22 protein-coding genes are annotated in these 21,680 nt (G+C 68.7%); 14 read left to right on the forward strand and 8 right to left on the reverse strand.

The annotated features are described in order from the left end of the window. The first annotated feature begins 7 nt into the window (after window positions 1-7). The 4 genes from IU459_RS19735 to IU459_RS19750 all read left to right on the forward strand — a co-directional run bounded on the left by IU459_RS19735 (window position 8) and on the right by IU459_RS19750 (window position 3,063). Window positions 8-943, forward strand: a complete 936-nt coding sequence (locus tag IU459_RS19735; RefSeq protein WP_195131012.1) for a bifunctional MaoC family dehydratase N-terminal/OB-fold nucleic acid binding domain-containing protein — start codon at window positions 8-10, stop codon at window positions 941-943. Then, a complete protein-coding gene (locus IU459_RS19740; RefSeq protein WP_324198940.1) occupies window positions 940-1,365 on the forward strand; it encodes a MaoC family dehydratase in 426 nt (141 codons plus the stop codon). The genes IU459_RS19735 and IU459_RS19740 overlap by 4 nt, the downstream gene beginning before the upstream one ends. Beyond that, window positions 1,352-2,542 (forward strand): lipid-transfer protein, encoded by a 1,191-nt coding sequence (locus IU459_RS19745; protein ID WP_228838174.1) that lies wholly within the window; start codon window positions 1,352-1,354, stop codon window positions 2,540-2,542. The genes IU459_RS19740 and IU459_RS19745 overlap by 14 nt, the downstream gene beginning before the upstream one ends. A gap of 86 nt (window positions 2,543-2,628) precedes the next feature. Further along, entirely contained in the window at window positions 2,629-3,063 is a 435-nt protein-coding gene (locus IU459_RS19750; RefSeq protein WP_195131013.1) for an NUDIX hydrolase, read from the forward strand. Between the two features lie 209 nt (window positions 3,064-3,272). Here the strand turns inward: IU459_RS19750 and IU459_RS19755 are convergent, their stop codons facing one another. Beyond that, window positions 3,273-3,872, reverse strand: a complete 600-nt coding sequence (locus tag IU459_RS19755; protein ID WP_195131014.1) for a TetR/AcrR family transcriptional regulator — start codon at window positions 3,870-3,872, stop codon at window positions 3,273-3,275. A gap of 62 nt (window positions 3,873-3,934) precedes the next feature. On the opposite strand from IU459_RS19755, the gene zapE reads away from it, so the two are divergent. The 6 genes from zapE (at window position 3,935) to IU459_RS19785 (ending at window position 9,418) form a co-directional block, all read left to right on the forward strand. Beyond that, complete coding sequence (gene zapE / locus IU459_RS19760) at window positions 3,935-4,957, forward strand: cell division protein ZapE (RefSeq protein ID WP_195131015.1); 1,023 nt, start codon at window positions 3,935-3,937, stop codon at window positions 4,955-4,957. A 179-nt stretch (window positions 4,958-5,136) separates the two neighbouring features. Next, entirely contained in the window at window positions 5,137-6,054 is a 918-nt protein-coding gene (locus tag IU459_RS19765) for a DUF4129 domain-containing protein (protein WP_324198941.1), read from the forward strand. 145 nt (window positions 6,055-6,199) lie between these two features. Then, window positions 6,200-6,697 carry a hypothetical protein gene (locus tag IU459_RS19770; RefSeq protein ID WP_195131017.1) on the forward strand — a complete coding sequence of 166 codons (498 nt, stop codon included), beginning with the start codon at window positions 6,200-6,202 and terminating at the stop codon, window positions 6,695-6,697. 29 nt (window positions 6,698-6,726) lie between these two features. Continuing rightward, window positions 6,727-7,689 (forward strand): AAA family ATPase, encoded by a 963-nt coding sequence (locus IU459_RS19775; protein WP_195131018.1) that lies wholly within the window; start codon window positions 6,727-6,729, stop codon window positions 7,687-7,689. Further along, on the forward strand, window positions 7,686-8,960 hold the full coding sequence (locus tag IU459_RS19780) for a DUF58 domain-containing protein (protein WP_195131019.1): 1,275 nt from the start codon (window positions 7,686-7,688) through the stop codon (window positions 8,958-8,960). The genes IU459_RS19775 and IU459_RS19780 overlap by 4 nt, the downstream gene beginning before the upstream one ends. Next, window positions 8,957-9,418 carry a hypothetical protein gene (locus tag IU459_RS19785; RefSeq protein WP_195131020.1) on the forward strand — a complete coding sequence of 154 codons (462 nt, stop codon included), beginning with the start codon at window positions 8,957-8,959 and terminating at the stop codon, window positions 9,416-9,418. Before IU459_RS19780 ends, IU459_RS19785 begins: the two co-directional genes overlap by 4 nt. 128 nt (window positions 9,419-9,546) lie before the next feature. Here the strand turns inward: IU459_RS19785 and IU459_RS19790 are convergent, their stop codons facing one another. Beyond that, window positions 9,547-10,413, reverse strand: coding sequence for a MaoC family dehydratase (locus IU459_RS19790; RefSeq protein WP_195131021.1), 867 nt, complete (start codon window positions 10,411-10,413; stop codon window positions 9,547-9,549). A 346-nt stretch (window positions 10,414-10,759) separates the two neighbouring features. Next, window positions 10,760-12,460, reverse strand: coding sequence for a 3-oxosteroid 1-dehydrogenase (gene kstD, locus IU459_RS19795; protein WP_195131022.1), 1,701 nt, complete (start codon window positions 12,458-12,460; stop codon window positions 10,760-10,762). A 114-nt stretch (window positions 12,461-12,574) separates the two neighbouring features. On the opposite strand from kstD, the gene IU459_RS19800 reads away from it, so the two are divergent. Genes IU459_RS19800 through dmpG form a run of 4 tightly spaced genes read left to right on the forward strand, consistent with a single transcriptional unit; the run spans window position 12,575 to window position 16,993 of the window. Continuing rightward, the gene (locus tag IU459_RS19800) at window positions 12,575-14,200 is read left to right on the forward strand and encodes an FAD-binding protein (protein ID WP_195131101.1); all 1,626 of its coding nucleotides are present in this window, start codon (window positions 12,575-12,577) and stop codon (window positions 14,198-14,200) included. A 1-nt stretch (window position 14,201) separates the two neighbouring features. Continuing rightward, window positions 14,202-14,987 carry a 2-keto-4-pentenoate hydratase gene (locus tag IU459_RS19805; protein WP_195131023.1) on the forward strand — a complete coding sequence of 262 codons (786 nt, stop codon included), beginning with the start codon at window positions 14,202-14,204 and terminating at the stop codon, window positions 14,985-14,987. 10 nt (window positions 14,988-14,997) lie between these two features. Then, complete coding sequence (locus IU459_RS19810) at window positions 14,998-15,942, forward strand: acetaldehyde dehydrogenase (acetylating) (protein ID WP_195131024.1); 945 nt, start codon at window positions 14,998-15,000, stop codon at window positions 15,940-15,942. 13 nt (window positions 15,943-15,955) lie between these two features. After that, window positions 15,956-16,993, forward strand: a complete 1,038-nt coding sequence (gene dmpG, locus IU459_RS19815) for a 4-hydroxy-2-oxovalerate aldolase (protein WP_195131025.1) — start codon at window positions 15,956-15,958, stop codon at window positions 16,991-16,993. Between the two features lie 93 nt (window positions 16,994-17,086). On the opposite strand, the gene IU459_RS19820 is transcribed toward dmpG, so the two are convergent. From IU459_RS19820 to hsaD, 5 genes are all read right to left on the reverse strand, one after another. Continuing rightward, entirely contained in the window at window positions 17,087-18,277 is a 1,191-nt protein-coding gene (locus IU459_RS19820) for a lipase family protein (RefSeq protein WP_195131026.1), read from the reverse strand. Between the two features lie 353 nt (window positions 18,278-18,630). Then, window positions 18,631-19,206: a YdeI/OmpD-associated family protein gene (locus IU459_RS19825; protein ID WP_195131027.1), complete on the reverse strand. Its 576-nt coding sequence runs from the start codon at window positions 19,204-19,206 to the stop codon at window positions 18,631-18,633. Between the two features lie 128 nt (window positions 19,207-19,334). Further along, window positions 19,335-19,898, reverse strand: a complete 564-nt coding sequence (gene hsaB, locus IU459_RS19830) for a 3-hydroxy-9,10-secoandrosta-1,3,5(10)-triene-9,17-dione monooxygenase reductase subunit (protein WP_195131028.1) — start codon at window positions 19,896-19,898, stop codon at window positions 19,335-19,337. Next, on the reverse strand, window positions 19,895-20,800 hold the full coding sequence (hsaC, locus tag IU459_RS19835) for an iron-dependent extradiol dioxygenase HsaC (protein WP_195131029.1): 906 nt from the start codon (window positions 20,798-20,800) through the stop codon (window positions 19,895-19,897). Before hsaC ends, hsaB begins: the two co-directional genes overlap by 4 nt. Then, complete coding sequence (gene hsaD, locus IU459_RS19840) at window positions 20,800-21,678, reverse strand: 4,5:9,10-diseco-3-hydroxy-5,9,17-trioxoandrosta-1(10),2-diene-4-oate hydrolase (protein WP_195131030.1); 879 nt, start codon at window positions 21,676-21,678, stop codon at window positions 20,800-20,802. The genes hsaC and hsaD overlap by 1 nt, the downstream gene beginning before the upstream one ends. Between the last annotated feature and the right edge of the window lie 2 nt (window positions 21,679-21,680).

The raw sequence follows: 21,680 nt of genomic DNA on the forward strand, positions 1-21,680 counted from the left end.
GTCGCGCGTGCCGGAAACCACCACTCCGGAAGCGATCATCACCGCGGCCGAGGCCATCCGGGCGGCGGGCGAGTGCGCGCCCCGTTTCGGGCGAGATCCGGTGAACCAGCCGATGATCAACAACTGGGTCGAGGCCCTCGGCGATGCCAATCCCATCTACGTCGACGAGGCGGCGGCTCGCGCCGCGGGACATCCCGGCGTCGTCGCCCCGCCCGCGATGGCTCAGGTGTGGACCATGTTCGGGCTGAAGGGTTCCCGGCCCGCCGACGACCCGATGGGCGCGGTGACCGAACTGCTCGACGCCGCAGGCTACACTTCCGTGGTCGCCACCGACTGTCAGCAGACCTACTACCGCTACCTCAATGTGGGCGAACAGGTTTCGGTGACCAGCAGGCTTTCGGACATCCGCGGCCCGAAGCGGACCGCGCTGGGGGAAGGGTGGTTCGTCACCTTCCGGACCACCTGGCGTGTCGGCGACGAGGTGGTCGCCGAGATGCTGTTCCGGCTGCTGAAATTCGCGCCGGGCACCGCGGCGCCGAAACCAGCCGCAGCCGACCGGGTCAAGCCGCTGGTCTCGCTGGACACCGAATTCTTCTGGGAGGGAACCAAAATCGGCGAGCTGCGGATTCAGCGGCTGCCGGACGGATCGCTGCGGCACCCGCCCATTCCGGCCATCTGGCAGGACAAGTCGAAGCCGACCGATTACGTGGTCGCTTCTGGGCGCGGCAGCGTGTTCAGTTACGTCGTGCACCACGCGCCGAAGGTGCCGGGGCGGCAGCTGCCGTTCGTGGTCGCGCTGGTCGAATTGGAGGAGGGCGTGCGCATGCTCGGGGAACTGCGCGGCATCGACCCCGCCGAGGTGCGGGTCGGCCTGGCGGTCGAGGTGGGCTTCGAGAAGCTGGACGACGAGGCGACCCTGCCGTTCTGGCAGGTGGTCTCGTGAATTCCGCCGTGGAACCGGATGCCGTCCGGGTCGGCACCGTGCTGCCCGAGCTGGTCATCACCGCCGATCCGACGTTCGTGATCAGCACCGCCCTGGCCACCCGGGATTTCCAGGACGTGCACCACGACCGGGACAAGGCCGTCGCCCGCGGCTCCAAGGACATCTTCGTCAACATCCTCACCGACACCGGTCTCGTGCAGCGTTTCGTCACCGACTGGGCCGGTCCGCGCGCGATCGTGAAGTCGCTCGCGCTGCGCCTGGGTGTGCCGCTGTACGCGGGTGACACGCTGACCCTCACCGGCACGGTGACCGCGCTGGAAGACGACGACATTCACATCGACGTGGTCGGCAAGGACAGCCTCGGCGATCACATCACGGCCACGGCCGTCATTGCGTTGCGGAGGGCTGATGACGAGGACTGAGCACGCCATGTCCGGCCGCGCGGCCATCGTCGGCATCGGCGCGACGGATTTCTCCAAGGACTCCGGGCGCAGCGAACTGCGGCTGGCCGCCGAGGCGGTCACCGCGGCGCTGGCGGACGCCGGCTTGACGGCGGCCGATGTGGACGGCCTGACCACGTTCACCATGGACACCAACACCCAGGCCGCGGTGGCCAGGGCGGTCGGGATTCCGCGGCTGACCTTCTTCAGCCACATCGGCTACGGCGGCGGCGCGGCCTGCGCCACCGTTCAGCAGGCCGCCATGGCGGTGGCCACCGGCATCGCCGACGTGGTGGTGGCCTATCGCGCGTTCAATGAGCGTTCGGTGTCGCGGTTCGGGCAGTTCTCCACGGCGCTGGCCACCGCGCCCACCTCGTCGGGCATCGACGCGGGCTGGTCCTACCCGCAGGGGCTGGGCACGCCGGCCGCGCAGGTGGCGATGGTCGCTCGGCGCTACATGCACGTCTACGGGGCCACCAGCGCGGATTTCGGACGTGTCGCGGTCGCCGACCGCAAGCACGCCGCGGTGAACCCGGCCGCCTTCTTCTACGGCAAGCCGATCACGCTGGACGAGCACCAGAATTCCCGCTGGATCGCCGAGCCACTGCACCTGCTGGACTGCTGCCAGGAGTCCGACGGGGGCGTCGCGATCGTGGTCACGAGCGTCGAGCGCGCCCGCGACCTGCCGCAGCGTCCCGCCGTGATCGCCGCGGCCGCGCAGGGTTCCGGCGCGGACCAGTACGTGATGACCAGTTACTACCGCGACGCCATGACCGGCCTGCCGGAGATGGGCCTGGTCGGCGACCAGCTGTGGGCGCAGAGCGGGTTGCGTCCGGAGGACATGCAGGCGGCGATCCTCTACGACCACTTCACCCCGTTCGTCCTCATGCAGCTGGAGGAACTCGGTTTCTGCCCGCGCGGCGAGGCGAAGGACTTCATCGCCGACGGCGCCATCGAGATCGGCGGGCGCCTGCCGCTGAACACCCACGGCGGACAGCTCGGGGAGGCCTACATCCACGGCATGAACGGCATCGCCGAAGCGGTCCGGCAGATCCGCGGCACCTCGGTCAACCCGGTCGAGAATCTGGAGAACATCCTGGTCACCGCGGGTACCGGTGTGCCGACCTCCGGTCTGATCCTGTCCGCCCACGCCGGCTAGCGCCGGATCGGGATCGCGCTTCGCGGCGGGTGGAAGCGGTGCGGTGGAATGCTCTGGCGTGCGGCGGCGAGCGTTAGGTTGAGGCGGTGACGGATCGGCATCTGGTGGATGTGCACGTTCTGTTACTGCGCGGCGAGGAGCTGCTGCTGAGCAGACGGCGCAGCGCCGACGAGTTCGACGGACGGTGGCATCTTCCGGCGGGCAGGCTGGAGGCGGGAGAGTCGGCGACGGCCGGGGCGGTACGTGAGGCGCGGGAGGAGACCGGGGTCGAGATCGAGCCGGACGACCTGAACTTCGTGCACGTCGCGCATGTGGTCGCGGCCGGTCGGGAAGCACGGCTCGGGTTGTTCTTCGAGACGTCACGGTGGGTCGGCGAGCCGGTCAACCGGGAGCCGGACAACTGCTACGAGCTGCGCTGGTTTCCGCTGGACGAACTGCCGGACGACATCATCGAATACCCGTTGGAGGCGATTCGTGGCCGCGCCCGCGGCGAGAGGTATTCCGAACGAGGCTGGCCGTGACGCGGATCGAGTCGGCGGCATGGACGTGCAGAGCTTCGGCCGCAAGGGTGCCGCGTGGAAGGCGGGCCGATCACCGAGCTCGAATCAAGCAGCGCTGCCAAGCCTTGTGGGTGCTGACTGCCCGGGACCGGCCGCCGATCTGGCATGGTCATCCGCCGGTGCTGCGAATTCCCGCGCTGAGCAGATGATCGGGTGGTGTTCGATATCGCTCACAAGGCGCGCAAGTAGACCGCGAACAGGGTCGTGAGCTGATCGACGCTGGCCTGGGTGCCGGGTGCGAGATGGGTGCGGTTGCCCGTGCAGCGGTCGAAGACCGCGCCCTCGAGCACGGCGACGAAGTCGGCGGCGGCGGTTTCCGGGTCGGTGGAACCCTTGGCGCGGAATAGTTCTCGCGCATGCCCGACGGAGAACAAGCTGCGCGCGAGCCGGGCGCGCAGTTCGGGGTCCGCGCGTAGTTCCGCGAGCAGCGCATGCCGGGCGATCAGGTGGTTGCCACGTTCGGCGAGCAGCCGATCGACCCACATCGCGATCGCGCGTCCGGCCGGCTCGGGATCGAGTGCGGTGTCCTGCGTGCCGGATGCCTCCAGGCTCGGGCCGGCAGCGATGAAGTCGGCGCGTGATCGCTCGGCGATGCGGTCCGCGACGCCCGCGAGCAGTGCGCGTCTGGTGCGGAAGTAGTACGAGGCCGAACCGGCGGGCAGGTCGAGCGCGGTGTCCAGTGCGCGGTGGGTGAGCGAGCGGATTCCTCGGGTCGCGATCAGATCGATGGCCGTGTCGAGGAGGAGCATGCGCCGGTCGCTTGTGGACATGATCACCTTTCCTGGCCGCCGGTCGGGCCGCCCTCTACAAATGTAGAGGACGAGGAGGTGTCATGGAACCCGACGTGATCCAGTGGGATTCCGATCAGGCGCGGGCGGTGACGCGGTTGCGGGAGTTGCTCGATCGGCATGGTAAGCCGATTCGGCGTCATCGCGGCGTCTACCTGCACGGCAGGCCGGGGCGCGGCAAAACCATGCTGATGAATCGGTTCTTCGCCGAGCTGGCCTCGGAGCGCAAGCGGCGCTATCACTTCCACCAGTTCTTCGCCCGGTTGCACGCCGCCGCACACGAATCCGGCGCGATCGACGCCGCGGTGGACGCGCTGCTCGGCGACGCTCGGCTGATCTGCTTCGATGAGTTCCACGTGCACGACATCGGCGACGCGATGCTGATCGCACGGCTGCTGGACGCGCTGTTCGCCCGTCGCGTCGTCCTGGTGGTGACGTCGAATTATCCACCCCATGAGCTGCTGCCCAATCCGTTGTTCCACGACCGTTTCGTGCCGACGATCGAACGGATTCTGGCGCACATGGACGTGGTGCCGGTCGACGGGCCGATCGACTATCGCGCTCTGCGCTCGGGCAACGATTCCCGAACGGGATTCGCGGCCGGAAGATACATCGTGGATCCAGCACGATGCACACCACGCAGTGCCGAAGCCCTGCTCTCCGGTGGCCCTGAGAATCCCGTTGCGGCACCGACGAACCACTCTGCCGTCGAGATATTCCTCGGCCCACGGAGATTGCGCGCCATTGCCGCCCAGGACACCCTTGTCATCGACTTCGCGAATTTGTGCGGTGTCCCAACATCTGCCGCTGATTATGTCGAACTGGCCCAACGTTTTCAGCGCTGGGAAATCCGAGATATCCCGCCGCTGAACGAAGTTCCACCGGATCACGCCATGCGGTTGGTGAACGTGATCGATGTTCTCTATGACGCCGACCGTGAACTCACCGTGGTCGCGCCCGCGCCGCTTTCTGCGCTCGTCCAGAACGTGGTCGGAGTGCCGGATATCTCACGTTTAGAAAGCCGACTTTGTGAATTGTCCCAACTTTCGACGGTGGTCGCCCGGTAGTCGCCGTTCCCGCCGCGTGCTGCGATGTCCCCGCTACTAGCGCGGTTTAAGAGGAGGAACTCCGAAGTATTCGATTCCATCCCGAGCGGACCGCACGGCATGTAACTATGTGGCTGCTTTGTGCAGTACTCAGATGTGGTGGTAACGCAGTGGCCCGGGCGCGAGCGCCGATATCGCGCGTGATCGTGCTGATCACGCTGCTGGCTCTTGCCGTCATCACCCTGCGTGGATACATCCCAGGAATTATTGAAGCCGAGCCGCAACGGCGTGCTCCGTCCGCCGTGTCGGTCGCGCTCATGCCGGTCTTGCTCACCGTGTCCATGGTGATCCTGCTGGCCGGTGTTATCGCCAGCCAGCATCGCCTGCCGCTGGCCATGCCCGAGCCGGAACGTGCGGAAGAGCGCCAGCAGTGGCGCCTCGGGCGGGTGGGTTTGGCGGTGCTGGGGGCGCTCGCGTTGCTCGCCTTGCTGGTCGCCGCCGGGACCGCGATCTACTTCATCGGTGCGAGCGGGCCGAGCGAGCCCGCGCCCCCGGCGGCGCCCGCCACCACCACCGGCGCCCCGCCGGAGTTCGGGGCACCCGCGCCGACCGAACCCGGCCCGGGATCGTCGGAACTGACCGGGATGGCGCTGGTGCTGGCCGCGATGGCCGCGGCAGGACTGGTGACGGTCGCCCTGACGGGTCTGGTCGTGGTGACGGTGGCCTCCCGGCGCAAACCCGTGCCAGCGCCCGGACTTGCCGCCCCGGCTGGCCCCACCGTGGTGGACTCGCTGGCTCGTGCGGCCGAGATGGGCCTCGCCGCGATGAACGCGCCCGGCCAGGACCCGCGCACCGCGATCATCGCCTGCTACGTCGCCATGGAGCGCGGCCTCGCTTCCGACCGGTCCGCCGCTCCGCTGATCTCGGACACTCCGATGGAGGTGCTGGCCCGCGCGTTCGAACGAGGCGCGCTGCACGACGCGTCCGCGCGCGAGCTGGTCGCGCTGTTCGAAGAGGCCAGATTCAGCCCGCACGCCATGCTCGAGTGGCAGCGCATGCGCGCCCAGCAACTGCTGCGCATCGTGCTCGCCGACCTGCAAGGGGAGGTGCCCGCATGACCGGACGGACTCCACCGCGGCAGCCCACGCCACTGGGCCCGGGCTGCCGGCCGCGCCGGAAAGGGCACCGCAGGACCGCTCAGGCCCGGAGCCGGCAGCTTGCCGCACCACGCAGGGCCCCCGGTCAGGTGCGAAAGGATTCGGCATGACCCGGGTGGCGGCCGTGATCACCTGTGTGATCGCCGTCGTGGTGGTCGAGTTGGCGGCCGTGGAGCGAGCGCGTGGGTTGCTGCTGGTCGTCGCGGGTATCCCGGTTGCGGTGGCGTTGGGCTGGCTGGTCTGGTCGTTGCTCGACCGGTCCGGCGCCGGGGAGGAACCCGAAATCGACGAGATGGAGAACGGCCCCGCGGAGATGTTGCAGCGCTGGCATGCCAGGGCGCAGATGCTCGCGGACCGCGCGGACGGCACCCGGGCCGAGTGGGACCGCCACTTGCGCCCGTTGCTGGCCAAGGAGTTCGAGCTGTCCACCGGCCAGCGGGTGGCGAAGAACCGCAAGGCGGTCGAGGCGGCGGGTATCCACCAATTCGGCCCCGAACTCTGGCGCTGGGTGGATCCGGCCAATTCGTCGTTGCGTGATCAGACCAGCAGGGCACCGGGACGCGCGGCGCTGGACGAGATCCTGAGCCGCCTGCAGAGAATGTGAAATGGGTTGAGGCAAGTGCGAGTACACAAATGACGATGCCGATGGATGTCACCGTTCAGCGCAGCGATGCCGTGCTCAGGGAGCTGTCCCGGGTCGTGGTCGGCAAGCAGGACGAGTTGCAGTTGATCATGATCGCGGTGCTGTCCGGCGGACACGTGCTGATCGAGGACCTGCCCGGCCTCGGCAAGACGCTCATCGCGAGGTCGTTCGCGGCCGCGCTCGGGTTGCAGTTCACCCGGGTGCAGTTCACCCCCGACCTGCTGCCCGCCGACCTGCTCGGGTCGACCATCTACGACATGTCCTCCGGCCGGTTCACCTTCCGGCGCGGCCCGGTGTTCACCAACCTGCTGCTGGCCGACGAGGTGAACCGCACCCCGCCGAAGACCCAGGCCGCGCTGCTGGAGGCGATGGCGGAGGGCCAGGTCAGCATCGACGGCGAGACATTCGTGCTGCCGCAGCCGTTCGTCGTGCTGGCCACCGACAACCCGATCGAGTACGAGGGCACCTATCCGCTGCCGGAAGCCCAGCTGGACCGGTTCGCCATCAAGCTGCGGCTGGGCTATCTGTCCGAACAGGACGAGACCCAGATGATTCGGCGCAGGCTGGAGCGCGGCGCGCAGCAACCGCAGATCAACCAGGTCGTGGACGCGAACGGCCTGCTGGAGATGCGGCAGTCGGTCGAGTACGTGACCGTGCACCCCGATGTGGTGAGCTACGTCGTCGCGTTGGCCGCGGCGACCAGGGGACATCCCCAGGTGGAGGTCGGCGCCAGCCCGCGCGCCGAGCTCGATCTCGTGCAGATGTCCAGGGCACGGGCGCTGCTGCTCGGCCGCGACTACGTGGTCCCCGAAGACGTGAAGGCGCTGGCCGTTCCGGCCATGGCGCACCGGATCACGCTCCGGCCGGAGATGTGGGTGCGCCGCATCCGCGGCGAGGACGTGATCACCGAACTATTGCGCCGTCTGCCGGTCCCGCGCGCCACCGTGACATGAGGCATCGCGACGCCAGCTCCGCGGTCGACGCCGAATTGCGGTGGCGGCCCGCACCGCTGGTCTTCATGCTCGCGGTGTGCGCCGCGGCGGCCCTGGTGCTGGCGGTGATCCTGGGCAGGTGGCAGCTGGTCGTGTTCGCCGCGCCGCTGCTCGGCGTGCTGGCCACCGCGCCGTGGCAGCAGTCCGCGACCAGGATCCAGATCGACGGCGGCGGCACGCTGCGCTGTTTCGAATCCGATGAGGTGACGCTCACCGTCGCCGCCTTCGTGGAGAAGGGGCATGCGCTGCTGCGGCTGAAACCGAAGGGTTCGCCAGGGCTCGGGCTCCGGGTCGAAGAGGCGATCGATTCCGGTGTCGCCCCCGCCGGCCTGCGCCTGGCGCTCACGGCGGATCGGTGGGGCCGCTATCCCGTTTCGGTGCGAGTGTCGGCGCTGAGCCCGGCGGGACTCGCGATCGCCACGGCGGTGTTGCCCGCTGGTGAGCTGTTCGTCTACCCGATCACCGATCCGCAGCGGATGCGACTGCCCCGCACCGAACTTCCCGAGCGGCTGGGCACGCATCTGACCCGCAGGCACGGCCCCGGCGTCGAGTACGCCGACATCCGCGCTTACGCGCCCGGCGATCAGTTGCGCACCGTGAACTGGCCGGTGAGCGCGCGGCGCGGGCGGCTGTATGTCACCGAGCGACTGACCAACCGTTCCGCGGATGTCGTCGTGCTGGTGGACACCTCGCAGCAGGCCCCGGGGCCGGCCACCGACTCTCTGGAGTTGTCGGTGCGCGGCGCGGCGCAGGTAGTGCAGTCGACATTGCAGGCGGGCGACCGGACCGCAGTGGTGTGCCTGGGCCAGGCTCCGCGCTGGCTTCGCCCGGATATCGGACGCAGGCAGTTCTACCGCATCGTCGACACCGTGCTCGACGTCGGCGACGAGCACATTCCGACCACCGGCACCCTCGCGCCGCACGCGGCCGTGCCGCTCGGGGCGATCGTGGTGGCGTTCTCCACGCTGCTGGACACCCAGTTCGCGCTCGCGTTGATCGACCTGCGCAAGCGCGGGCACGTGGTGGTCGTGGTGGATGTCCTGCGCGGTACCCCGTTCCGCGAGGACCTCGATCCGATCCTGGCCAGGATGTGGCAGCTCGAGCGCGCCGCGATGTACCGGGACATGGGCACCGTCGGTGTCGATGTCGTGGCCTGGCCGCAGGATGCCCGTCTGGACGAGATCATGCGCGTGCTCCCCGAGCACCGCAGGATGGTGCGGGTGCGCCGATGACCCGATTTCTCGCCGTTCTCTCCGGGGTGCTGCTGGTGGCGTCGGTGGCGCTGCTGGAGCCGTGGGTCGGCGTTCCCGCCCTCGTCCTGGTCGCGCTCGGCTGGTGGTACCGGCCGGTGGCGGTGTGCGCGGTGCTGCTCGCGCTCGGCCTGCTCGCGGTCGCCGACGCGGGCATCCTCGCCTCCGCCGCGACGGGATTGGTGGCCACGACGTATCTGCTCAACGCCGCCACGGTGACCGCGCCGCACGGGGTGGTCCCCACCACCATCCCGTCCGTGGTCGGCGCGGTCGGCTTCGCGGCGGTAGCGGTCGGCGCCGGACTGATCCCGCTGCGTCTTTCCTGGGCGCCCTTGGTGGCGCCGGTCCTGATCGTGGTGCTGTTCGCTCTGGTGATCCAGGGCGCCGCGGCCAGACGCGCGCCCGGTGACCGGCAACTTCGGTCGTACGAGCGACCCTGACGCCCGCCGAGTCCGGGCCATTTCGCGGTACGTCCCCGCTGCGGGGACCGATCGGTGCGCTGGTCGAGCCGGCCATCCGGTCCGTCCGACCGCCCAGTGGCAGCGTCTGCCGCTATTGCCGATCGGCGTCACGCCGTCTGGAATCGCAGCGTGACATCGCCGAGGACCGGTGCGTCGTCGCGCTCCACGACGGTCGCCGCGATGGTCAGGGTGTCGTCCTGGCGCCAGATGCGGGTGCGGATCGTTTCGCCGGGGAAGAGCACGCCCGCGAATCGGGCGCGGAAACCGGTGACGCGGCTCGCGTCGGCGTCCAGCACGGTGTCGGTCGCGGTCTTGCAGACGATGCCGTAGGTGCACAGCCCGTGCAGGATGGGCGCGGGAAACCCGGCCGCGCGGGCGAACTTCGGATCAGAGTGCAGCGGGTTGCGGTCACCGCACATCCGGTAGAGCAGCGCCTGCTGCGGCAGTGTGGGCGTGGTGACGTCGAAATCCGGCGCCCGGTCCGGCAACTGAGTCTTGGTGCTGGGTCCGCGCTCGCCACCGAAGCCGCCCTCGCCCTTGGCGAAGATCGACGAACGCGCCGTCCACAGCGGCGCTCCATCGGAACCGGTGACCGTGTGCTCCTGCACGACCACCGCCGCGGAGCCCTTGTCCCAGATCTCCGCGATCCGGCCGGTGCTGGTCGCCTTGCCCCCGGGGGGGATCAGCCGGTGCACCTCGATCTCCTGGTGGCCGTGCACCACCTTCGCCAGATCGATGTCGATGCCGGGAAAGCTCACCTTCGGTGGTTCGGTCTCGTGCAGCGTTGGCGCGACGGTCGCGAAGGTCGGCAGCACCTGCGGTTCCCGATCGTCGAGGTAGCGCAGCTCGGCCGGGTCCGTCCAGCGCGCACCCGCGCCGAGACCGAGCTGGTAGAGCTGCACGTCCGAAGGTGTCCAGGCGAATTCCTGGCTTGGCAGCTGCGCGCCGAGTGCGATCTTCGGGTCGATGGGCATCAGAACTCCTTGTGCATGATTGTGGACGAATCCGGGCGGCCTGCGTTCCGACGGGAAGCACCGGATCTGTCGCGGACCTGCCGCCACGGATCAATCCTGCGGTCCGTGACACCGGCTCGGCTCCACTTCGCCCGTTCCGCGGGACGATCGGTTTTCGCGACCCGTTCCGGGTGTACCGCTCCAACCGAGCGAGGACGAGGAGGTCGCGGCGTTTTCTGCCGAGCGTGCACAGCGGCGGCCGCGATTTCGAGCCGTGCCGCCGCTGGCCGCGCTCGCCGACGCCGCAGTCGGGCGGCTGGCGCCGAGCACGTGCGGCCGCGCCCGGCCGTCGAGCCGTGACATGACCTCACGCCCCGGCCGTGGCCGCCGCGGGCTGTTCCTTCTTGCGCTCGGCGATATCCAGCACCGCCAGATAGCCGAAGGTGATGGCGGGGCCGATGGTGGCGCCGGGGCCCGCGTAGGTGTGGCCCATGACGGGGGCGCTGACATTGCCGGAGGCGTACAGGCCCTCGATGACGGTCTCGTCCTCACGCAGCACCCGGCCCGCGGTATCGGTGACCAGGCCGCCCTTGGTGCCGAGATCGCCGGGCACGATCTTCGCCGCGTAGAACGGCCCCTCCACCAGCGCGGCCAGGCAAGGGTTCGGTTTGACGGTCGGGTCGCCGTAGTACTTGTCGTAGGCGCTGTCGCCGCGGTGGAAGTCCTCGTCCACGCCGCTGGCCGCGAAGCCGTTGAACCGTTCGATGGTCGCGGCCAGGTTCTGCTCCGGCACGCCGATCTTCGCGGCCAGTTCGGCCAGCGTCGGCGCCTGCACGATGAGATCGTTTTCCATCCAGCGGGACGGAAACCGCTGGCCGGGCTGCAACCCCGCGAAGATGTAGCGGTTGCGGTAGCGCTGGTCGAACACCAGCCAGGCGGGGACGTTCTCGCCGGGGCCATCGCCTTGGCCGTACTCGCCGCCGTACATGGTGTGCACGGCCTCGACGTAAGGAGCGGACTCATTTCCGAATCGCTTCCCGTCGGCGTTCACGATGACGCAGCCCGGCAGATTGCGCTCCGCCAGGCAGAACCAGGGCTTGCCGCCCTTGAAGATCGTCGGCCCCCACCAGGCGTCGGCCATGATGTCGACGGCGGCGCCGAGTTCGAGCCCGGCGTTGATGCCGTCGCCGGTGTTGGCGGGCGCGCCGGTGGTCCATTCGGTGCTGATGGGCTCGCGCTGGTAGGCGTGCCGCATCTCCGCGTTGTGCTCGAAGCCGCCGGTGGCCAGCACGACGCCGTAGCGAGCCGCGAAGCGGACGGTCTGGCCCTCGTGTTCGGCCTCGACGCCGGCGACCCGGTCGTCCTCGACGATCAGCCGGGTCAGCGGGGTGTTCAGCAGCAGCGGCACGTCCGCGTCCAGCAGGCCCTTGCGCAGCGCGGCGGCCAGTGCCTGCCCCATGCCGAGCAGATGCTTGCCGGTGATCCGGGCCCATGTGGTGCGCGCGCCGACCCGCATGGCGCGCAGCATGCCGCGCGGATGCCGCCGGATGAGGTTGAGCTGCTTGAAATCGGCCTGGGTGACCACGACGTTCAGCGGCGCCTTGCTGTAGGGCGGTTCCAGATCGAAGCGCGCCGCGCCGAGGACTTTGGCGTTGAACGGCCTCGGCTCGCACGAGCGTCCCTCGGCGCGGCCGCCCGGCGCCTCGGGGTAGTAGTCGGAATAGCCCGGCACCCAGCGCATCTTCAGCGGCGTGTGGTCGAGCACGAAGTCGAAGGCTTCGGCGCCGCGGTCGATGTAGGTGTCGATGCGTTCCTTGGGTACGACGTCGCCGATGATGCTGTGCAGGTAGGTCCGTGCGTCCTCGCGGTCGTCGGGCCGACCGGACGCGCGCAGCGCCTTGTTGCCCGGGATCCATACGCCGCCGCCGGAGCGCGCGGTCGACCCGCCGTAGTGCGCGGCCTTTTCGATGACCACCACGCGCAGCCCGTGCTGGGCCGCGGTGAGGGCGGCGGTCATGCCGGCGGCGCCGCTGCCGACCACCACCACGTCGTATTCCCGATCAGTCATGTAGAACACGTTATAGAATGGACGCGCCATTGGTCTATGTTGTGTGGCAGAAGACTTGCTCGACGTTCCATTTGTCGAGGAAACTTGTTTCAGTTTCAGACCGGAGTGGAGGACATGGGCCTCGAATGGGACCTGGCCACCGACGTTGTCGTGGTCGGATACGGCGCCGCGGGTGCGGCGGCCGCGCTGGAGGCGACCGCGGCGGGCGCGCAGGTGCTCGTGCTGGAGCGGTTCGCCGGCGGCGGTGCGTCGGCGCTGTCCGGCGGCATCATCTACGCGGGCGGCGGCACCTCGGTGCAGCGTGAGGCGGGAGTCGAGGACACTCCGGAGGCGATGTACGCCTATCTGGAGCGCGAGGTCGGCGACGCCGTCGCTCCCGAGACGCTACGCCGGTTCGTCGACGAAAGCCCCGGTCTGATCGAGTGGCTGAAGGGGCACGGCGTTCCGTTCGAAGCCTCGCTCTGCCCGTACAAGACCTCCTATCCGAACGACCGCTACTACCTGTACTACTCCGGCAGCGAGATCTCCGGCGCGTTCCGGGACATCCCGGCCGCCCAGCGCGGACATCGGGTGAAGGGCCGGGGTACCTCGGGCAAGAAGCTCACCGGCCCGCTCGCCGCCGCCGCGTCCCGGCTCGGCGTGCGCGTGGAAACCCTCACGCGAGCAACCCGATTGATTACCGACGGCACCGGCGCGGTGATCGGCGTGGAGTGTCACACGCTGCGTGACGCGCCCGGGCGGGTGCGGGACCGCTACACCCGGATCGCGAATATCGCGGCCAAGCCGGGCATCTACTACCCACCGCTGCGCCGGCGGCTGGAACGGCGGTTGGCCGGGCTGGAACGCCGCTACGGCACCACGATTCGCGTCCTGGCCAGGCGCGGGGTGGTCGTCAGCGCGGGCGGGTTCATCGCCAACCGCGACATGGTGCGGCTGTACGCACCCGCCTACCGCGGCGGTCTCGCGCTCGGCACCACGGGTGACGACGGCAGCGGGATTCTCATGGCACAGCAGGCCGGTGCGGCCGTCGACCGCATGGACAACGTCTCCGCATGGCGATTCCTCCTGCCACCGAGCGCTTTCACCGGCGCACTGCTGGTGGACGCCGCCGGTCGCCGGGTCATCGACGAGACCCGCTACGGCGCTGCCGTCGGTCACGCGCTGATCACCGAGCACGGCGGCAAGGGCTGGCTGCTGGCCGACGACGCGTTGATGCGCTCTGCGATCGGCCAGATCGGCAAGCAGGGCGCATGGTTCCAGCGCGGGCAGTTCGAGACCATGCGGCGCACCGCGATCCGGGGCGCCACGCTGGAAGAAGCAGCGGCCGAGGCGGGTATCGACCCCGCCGGTTTGCGCGCAACGGTCGAGGCGCACAACACCGCGATCGAGACCGGCGCCCCCGATCCGGTCGGCAAGCCCGCCGAGTACACCCAACCGGTCGGGACCGGCCCGTTCTGGCTGTTGGATGTGGGCATCAAACCGAGCCTGACCAATCCGTGCCCCATGCTCACTCTCGGCGGCGTCGTCGTGGACGAACAGTCCGGCGCGGTCAAATCGACCGAGGGCAAGGACATTCCCGGGCTTTTCGCGGCCGGACGCACCGCCATCGGGATCTGCTCGAAGTCCTACGTCAGCGGGCTGTCGCTGGCCGACTGCGTCTTCTCCGGCCGCAGGGCCGGCCGGTCCGCGGCGGGCGAGCAGGTCTCGGCGCTCGATCAAGCAACTGTGGAAGGAAACTAGCGTGCTGTCCGACGCGGTACGAACCGAACTGGCCGACGAACTCGAGCGCGCCGAGCGCGACCGGGTGGCGATCGATCCGCTGATCGCCAGGCACCCCGGCATCGACGTGGTCGACGCCTACGAGATCCAGTTGATCAACATCCGGCGCAGGCTCGACGGCGGCGCCCGCGTTGTCGGGCACAAGGTGGGCCTGTCCTCGAAGGCCATGCAGCAGATGATGGGCGTCGACGAGCCCGACTACGGGCATCTGCTCGCGGAAATGGAAGTCTATGAAGACGTTCCGGTCGAAGCGGGCCGCTACCTGTTCCCCCGCGTCGAGGTGGAGGTCGGCTTCGTGCTCGGCGCCGACCTGCCCGGAGCCGACTGCACCGAGGCGGACGTGCTCGCCGCCACGGTCGCCTTCGCACCCGCGATCGAGTTGATCGACTCGCGGATCAAGGACTGGAACATCGGCCTGGCCGACACCATCTCCGACAATGCCTCCTCCGCCGGCTTCGTGCTCGGCGCCGGGCGCGTCGCGCCCGCGGATATCGACGTCAAGGCGATCGACGCGGTGCTCACCCGCAACGGCGAGGTGGTCGCCGAGGGCCGCAGCGACGCCGTGCTCGGCGATCCCGTGATCGCGGTCGCCTGGCTGGCGCGCAAGGTGGCGAGCTTCGGCGTCCGGCTGAAAGCGGGAGACATCGTGCTGCCCGGTTCGTGCACCCGCGCCATCGACGCCCGTCCGGGCGACGCATTCCACGCCGAGTTCGCCGGACTCGGTTCTGTCCGTCTGCAATTCACCTAGGGAGGCTGTCGTGTCCGCGAACGGGACCGTCACCGCCGCGATCGTCGGGTCCGGCAATATCAGTACCGATCTGCTCTACAAACTGCTGCGCTCGGAGAAGATCCAGCCACGCTGGATGATCGGGATCGACCCGGACAGCGAGGGGCTGAAGCGGGCCCGCGGGCTGGGGCTGGAGACCTCACACGAGGGCGTCGACTGGCTGCTCGGGCAGTCCGAACTGCCGGACCTGATCTTCGAGGCGACCTCGGCCTACGTGCACCGCGCCGCCGCACCGCGTTACGCCGAAGCAGGCATCCGGGTCGTAGATCTGACACCCGCCGCCGTCGGGCCCGCCGTGGTGCCGCCGGTGAACCTCGGCGCCAACCTCGACGCGCCGAACGTCAACATGATCACCTGTGGCGGGCAGGCGACGATCCCGATCGTCGCCGCGGTGTCGCGGGTGGTCCCGGTGCCGTACGCGGAGATCGTCGCGTCGGTGTCGTCGGTGTCCGCGGGACCGGGAACGCGCGCGAACATCGATGAGTTCACCAAGACCACCAGCCGTGGCGTGGAGACCATCGGCGGTGCGCAGCGCGGCAAGGCGATCATCATCCTGAACCCGGCCGAGCCGCCGATGATCATGCGCGACACCATTTTCTGCGCCATCCCCGACGACGCCGACACCGACGCGATCGCCGACTCCATCCACCGGATGGTCGCCGACATCCAGCAGTACGTGCCCGGCTACCGGCTGCTCAACGAGCCGCAGTTCGACCAGCCGTCGGTGGTGTCCGGCGGCATGGCCAAGGTGTCGGTGTTCGTCGAGGTGGAGGGCGCGGGCGACTTCCTGCCGCCGTACGCGGGCAACCTCGACATCATGACCGCCGCAGCCACCCAGGTGGGCGAGGTCATCGCGGAACAGATCCGGAGCCGAGCGGAGCGGGGCGACCAATCAGACACAGCGGCCCGGGTGTAAAGGAGCTATCCACATGGTCTATTCAGCAGAACTCGACATCCGCGTCACCGACACCTCGCTGCGCGACGGATCGCATCACAAGCGCCACCAGTTCACCGCCACCGAGGTCCGCGACATCGTGGCCGCGCTGGACGGCGCGGGCGTGCCGGTGATCGAAGTGACCCACGGCGACGGACTCGGCGGCTCGTCGTTCAACTACGGCTTCTCCAAGACGCCGGAACAGGAACTGGTCACCATCGCCGCCGAGACGGCGAAGCGGGCGAAGATCGCCGTCCTGATGCTGCCCGGCGTCGGCGTGAAGGAAGACATCAAGATCTCGCAGGACAACGGCGCGTCCATCTGCCGCATCGCCACCCACTGCACCGAGGCAGACGTGTCGATCCAGCACTTCGGTCTCGCGCGGGAACTCGGCCTGGAGACCGTCGGCTTCCTGATGATGTCGCACACCCAGCCGCCGGAGGTGCTGGCCGAGCAGGCGCGCATCATGGCCGACGCGGGCTGCCAATGCGTCTACATCGTCGATTCGGCCGGAGCCTTGGTGCTGGAGCAGGTTTCCGACCGCGTCGCCGCACTGGTCGCCGAACTCGGCGATGACGCCCAAGTCGGTTTCCACGGTCACGAGAACCTCGATCTGGCAGTAGCCAACTCGGTCTACGCGATCCGCGCCGGCGCCACCCAGATCGACGGCAGCGCACGCCGTTTCGGTGCGGGCGCGGGCAACACACCGGTCGAAGCGCTGGTCGGCGTGTGCGACAAGCTCGGCATCACGACCGGCATCGATTTCTTCGCCATCGCCGACGCCGCCGAAGACGTCGTCCGCCCCGCGATGCCGCAGGAATGCCTGCTGGACCGCCAAGCCCTGATGATGGGCTACGCGGGCGTCTACTCCAGCTTCCTCAAGCACGCCGAGCGGCAAGCCGAGCGCTACGGCGTCTCCGCCGCCGAGATGCTCGTCCGCGCGGGCAAGCGCAAGCTCGTCGGCGGCCAGGAAGACCAGCTCATCGACATCGCACTGGAACTGCAGCGGGAGAAGGCGACCGTGTCGGCCTGACCGGCGGAATACGGGCCGCGAACGGATCGCCACCGTCCGCGGCCCGTCCGCGGCCCACTACCTACCTCGGTTGCGAAACAGCTCCGCTACTGATCACGCGGGTGCGAGAACACGGGCGACGAACGCCAGCACGTCCGGCCAAGCGGCCTCGACGATCCCCCCGTGATCGGCGTCGTAGGTGTGGAACTCGTATTTCGTTCCGGCAGCGTTGAATTGGGCGAGCAGCGCGTGGGTGATCGGAATGGGAATGTCGCGATCGGCGGTTCCGTGCGCCACGAACATAGGCTGATGGTATCCGGAGGTCGGCACCTCCAGGTAGCGGGTGAGGGCGTCGGCCACGGGGCTGCCCGCCACCGGCCGGTTGAGCATCGACCCGATCGAGACGCCGTCGGCCGCGGCTTGCCATTCGGGTTGGCACCGACGGTCGATACGCGCCAGCACGTCCGAACCGGTGGGCGTCAGGATGGACGTCACCGCATCGGGGGCAACGAGCCGCACCCCGTCCAGCACGGCCGCGAACGTCGCGGTGAGCCCGTCGAAGCCGGGCACCGTCGGCGCATACGGCCCGGCGAGCGTGAATATCTTCTCGACGTTGGACGCGGGCGCGAGCGCCGCGGTGCCGCGGAAATCGAGTTCCGGAGCGTAGCCGTCGGCGATATTGCCGGTGTTGAGCGTGGCGTGTCCGCCTTGGGAGACACCGGCGACCGCCCACCGGCGCGCGAGCGCGGGCTCGACGCGGCGGGCGGCGCGCACCAGGTCGACGGTCGCCGTGGCTTCGGTGCGCGAGTGCAGGTACGGATGGACGGTCGCGGCGCCCGGCCCCAGGCCGAGGTAATCGGGCGCGACGACCGCGTAGCCCCGATCCAGCAGCCCCCGCACGATGGGTGCGTCGGCCTTCGGGTCCGTGGTGATCCCGCAGGTCGGCCCGAGGCCCCGGGTCCCGTGATCCCATGCGACGACCGGCCAGCCCCCCGCTGGTGGGCTTCCGGCAGGCGTCGCGAGAATGCCGGTCACCGTCGTCGGCGCGCCGGTCGGGCCCTCGGTGACGTACTCGATGAAGCGAGCCGATTCGATGCCGCCCCACCCGGCGGCGAACCCGTGCGAGCTGACCACCGAACCGAATTCGGTGGCGGTGGTGGAGTTCTGGCCGATCTCGTCGGCATGAGCGGTCGAGACCGCCGCCGTCGCGGCCAGCACGGCGAGCGAGCAGAGGGTGGCGGCCACCGAGCGCACGCGATGCAGGTTCGGAATCACGGGCGCACGGTTGATCCGGTTCGTGAACAATGGCGTTCCTTCGCTGACCCGACCCTGATTTCTGTAGTCAAGCTATGGACTGAGCGTTCGGCGGACAACACAGGTGAATTGGGGGCGCGCAGCGCGGCCGAACTAGGTTGTATGTCCGATCGTGACAGCGAATCTCAGCCATCTGCAACCAGATTCACCTCGTTGGGACGGCAGTCACAATTGTGGCGAGCGAGCTTGTCGGTGGCACTGGTCACCGAATGCGTACGACGCCACTGGTCACCGGCAGCAGGGCGAGGACCTCCCTGAAGCCCCGGATGCCTAGCTCGCCTGACTGTTCTCGGTAGCGGGGCGGGTGGGCCTCCACCTGCCGGGTCCATTGACAAGGCGACGAATCAACGGGCCTGGCTTTCACTCAACTCCGAGAGGATCCGCCGCAGCTGAGTAGCGCGCTCGGCGGGAGCCCGAGCCTTCATCAGCCGCAGGAAGAACGCGTACTGCCCGGTGCGATCGAGTCCGTCGAATTTGCTTCGAGCAAATGGGTTCTCCGCCAGAGCGGCGTTCAGGTCGGCGGGGCAGGCGGCGGTGCGCTGGGGCTCGTAGGCGGCAGACCAGCGCCCGTCGGATTGCGCCGCAGCGATGGCGGCGAAACCGGAGGACCGCATGCGCCCCGAGGCGATGAGGGCTTCCGCTTTGGCGACGTTCACCTGAGACCAGGGGCTCTTCGGGCGGCGCGGAGAGTAGCGCTGGAGGTAGTGGTCGGTGTCGAGGCTGCGACGGTGGCTGTCGATCCAGCCGAAGCACAGCGCTCCGTCGAGCGCCTCGGTAATGGTGATCGTCGTACCCGCCGCACTCTTCTTCGCGATCTTCAGCCAGACATCCGCGGCGCGATCGTGGTTGTCGGCAAGCCAACTCTCCCATTGGGTGCTATCGACGCAGGTGAGGATCTCGGTGCCAGCGAACTGATCCATAGTCTCGTCTCCTGGGTTCGCGGTGCTGGTCTCAAAAGCCCATCCTCGTCCTTGAAGTGCTCATCAATTGAGCACTTTGTCGCAAAGGTCTCGGTGTGCCCCGCGGGTGGTCCAGTGGCTACATAGGCCTACAACCAGGTGTCGAGGGTCGTGGTCGTGAGGAAATGTTCCAGGTCGGCGCGCCAAGGGGCCGGGGTGGTCTTCTCGGGTTCGATGGCGGTGTATTGGCCGCGGTAGAACAGCAGGGGGCGGCCCGTGGTGGTCGTTTCGGAGAGGGCCTGGACTCGGCCGATGACGATGTAGTGGTCGCCGCCATCGATGGCGCTGTCGACTTTGCACTGGATGGTGGCCAGGGCGTTGTCCAGGACCGGAAGCTCCAGTTCGGAGGTGTGCCAGTCGGCGTCGGCGAACTTGTCGGGTTCGCGGGAGCCGAAGCGGGCGCACAGTTCGCGCTGCTGTTCGGCGAGGACGTTCACGCAGAAGCGTCCGGACTTCTCGATCGCCGCCCAGGACCGGGAAGCCTTGGTGGGACAGAACAGCACCAGCGGAGGTTCCAAGGAGAGGGCGGCGAAGGACTGGCAGGCGAAGCCGACCGGGGCCTGGTCGCCGTCGAAGGTGGTGATCACGGTGATGCCGGTGCAGAACTGCCCGAGCACGTTCCGGAATTGCCGTGGATCGATCTCGGGTGTCACTGCTGCCGCTGCCCGACGGTGAAGTCGTGACCCCACAGGCTCACCGCGGTGGACTCCCGTGCGATCCAGTCCTCGTCGTCCACTTCCATACCCTCGCAGCCGAATTCGACGTCGAAGCCGCCCGGCGTCTTCATGTAGAAGGAGAGCATCTTGTCGTTGACGTGCCGTCCGAGCGTCGCGGACATCTTGACCTTCTTGCGCAGCGCCCGGTCCAGGCACAGCCCGACGTCGTCGGCGTTCTCCACCTCGAGCATCAGGTGCACGATGCCGCTCGGCGTGGGCATGGGCAGGAACGCCAGCGAGTGGTGGCGCGGGTTGCAGCCGAAGAAGCGCAGCCAGGCGGGCTCGCCGTCGGCGGGGCGCCCGACCATCTGCGGTGGTAGCCGCATCGAGTCGCGCAGCCGGAAGCCGAGGACGTCGCGGTAGAACTCCAGCGCCGCCTTGTCGTCCTTGGTGCTGAGCACCACGTGCCCGAGCCCCTGCTCCTCGGTGACGAACTTGTGCCCGTAGGGGCTGACCACCCGGCGATGCTCCAGCGCGGCGCCGTGGAACGCCTCGAGCGTGTTGCCGGAAGGGTCGTCGAAGCGGATCAGTTCGTAGACCCGGCGATCGGCCAGTTCCGCGGCGGTGCCTTCCTTGTAGGGCACGCCCGCCGCGTCCAGCCTGTTGCGGATGTCCTGCAGCTCAGCGGTATTGGCGGTTTCCCAGCCCGAGATCTGCAGCTGGTCCTTCTCGCCGGGAACGATCACCAGCCGGGCCGGGAACTCGTCCATGCGCAAATACAGCGCCTCCGGATCGGCGCCCTTGCCCTCGACCATGCCCAGGACTTTCAGCCCGTACTCCCGCCAGGCGGCCATGTCGGTCGCCTCGATACGCAGATAACCCAGTGCGCGGATTCCCATCACTTCTCCTTGACGCCTGCGAGGAAATCAATGGCCAGCCGGTTGAACTCGTGGAACTTCTCCAGCTGTGCCCAGTGTCCGCACCCGCCGAAGACGTGCAACTGCGCGCGCGGGATCAGCTTGGTCGCCACCAGCGCGCCGTCGAGCGGGTTGACCCGGTCCTCGCGACCCCAGATCAACAGCACCGGCTGACGCAGCTTGTAGGCGTCGCGCCAGAGCATCCCCTTCTCGAAGTCGGCGCTCGCGAACGACTTGCCCATGGCGCGGGTCGCGGCCAGCGCCTCCGGCGCGCTCGCCGAGGCGAACCGCTCGTCGATCAGCTCGTCGGTGATCAGCGACTGGTCGAAGACCATGATGCGCAGGAACGCCTCCAGGTTCTCCCTGGTCGGCTCGTAGTTGAACTTGGCGAGCAGCTTCACGCCCTCGGTCGGGTCCGGCGCGAACAGGTTGGTGCTCAGGCCGCCCGGCCCCATCAGGATCAGCTTCCCGGCCCGATCCGGGTAATCGAGTGCGAACCGCACCGCCGCGCCGCCGCCGAGCGAATTGCCCAGCAGGTGCACCCGCGAGGTGATCTGCAAGTGGTCGAGCAGGTCCTTCAGCGCGGACGCGCTGTGCACGAAGTACTGCGGATGCTCGGTCGGCTTGTCCGAGCGGCCGTATCCCGGCTGGTCCACGGCCAGCACATGGAAATGCTCCGCCAGCACCGGGATATTGCGGGCGAAGTTCGACCACGAGGACGCGCCGGGTCCGCCGCCGTGCAGCAGCACGATCGTCGGCCCATTGCCGACACCCGCCTCGTGATAGTGCAGCCGCAAGCCGGGTCGCACCTGCGCGTAGCGGGACGTCGATTCGGCGGTGAGTTCCACGGTTGAGGTCACGG

The sequence above is a fragment of the Nocardia amamiensis genome (assembly GCF_015477605.1).
In the GTDB taxonomy this organism is placed as follows: Bacteria; Actinomycetota; Actinomycetes; order Mycobacteriales; family Mycobacteriaceae; genus Nocardia; species Nocardia amamiensis_A.

Coding starts and splice junctions, on each gene's coding strand:
- IU459_RS19745 (WP_228838174.1), top strand. CDS start 1,352: ATGACGAGGACTGAGCACGCCATGTCCGGCCGCGCGGCCATCGTCGGC.
- IU459_RS19755 (WP_195131014.1), bottom strand. CDS start 3,872: ATGTCCACAAGCGACCGGCGCATGCTCCTCCTCGACACGGCCATCGAT.
- zapE (WP_195131015.1), top strand. CDS start 3,935: ATGGAACCCGACGTGATCCAGTGGGATTCCGATCAGGCGCGGGCGGTG.
- IU459_RS19770 (WP_195131017.1), top strand. CDS start 6,200: ATGACCCGGGTGGCGGCCGTGATCACCTGTGTGATCGCCGTCGTGGTG.
- IU459_RS19775 (WP_195131018.1), top strand. CDS start 6,727: ATGACGATGCCGATGGATGTCACCGTTCAGCGCAGCGATGCCGTGCTC.
- IU459_RS19780 (WP_195131019.1), top strand. CDS start 7,686: ATGAGGCATCGCGACGCCAGCTCCGCGGTCGACGCCGAATTGCGGTGG.
- IU459_RS19785 (WP_195131020.1), top strand. CDS start 8,957: ATGACCCGATTTCTCGCCGTTCTCTCCGGGGTGCTGCTGGTGGCGTCG.
- IU459_RS19790 (WP_195131021.1), bottom strand. CDS start 10,413: ATGCCCATCGACCCGAAGATCGCACTCGGCGCGCAGCTGCCAAGCCAG.
- kstD (WP_195131022.1), bottom strand. CDS start 12,460: ATGACTGATCGGGAATACGACGTGGTGGTGGTCGGCAGCGGCGCCGCC.
- IU459_RS19800 (WP_195131101.1), top strand. CDS start 12,575: ATGGGCCTCGAATGGGACCTGGCCACCGACGTTGTCGTGGTCGGATAC.
- dmpG (WP_195131025.1), top strand. CDS start 15,956: ATGGTCTATTCAGCAGAACTCGACATCCGCGTCACCGACACCTCGCTG.
- IU459_RS19825 (WP_195131027.1), bottom strand. CDS start 19,206: ATGGATCAGTTCGCTGGCACCGAGATCCTCACCTGCGTCGATAGCACC.
- hsaC (WP_195131029.1), bottom strand. CDS start 20,800: ATGGGAATCCGCGCACTGGGTTATCTGCGTATCGAGGCGACCGACATG.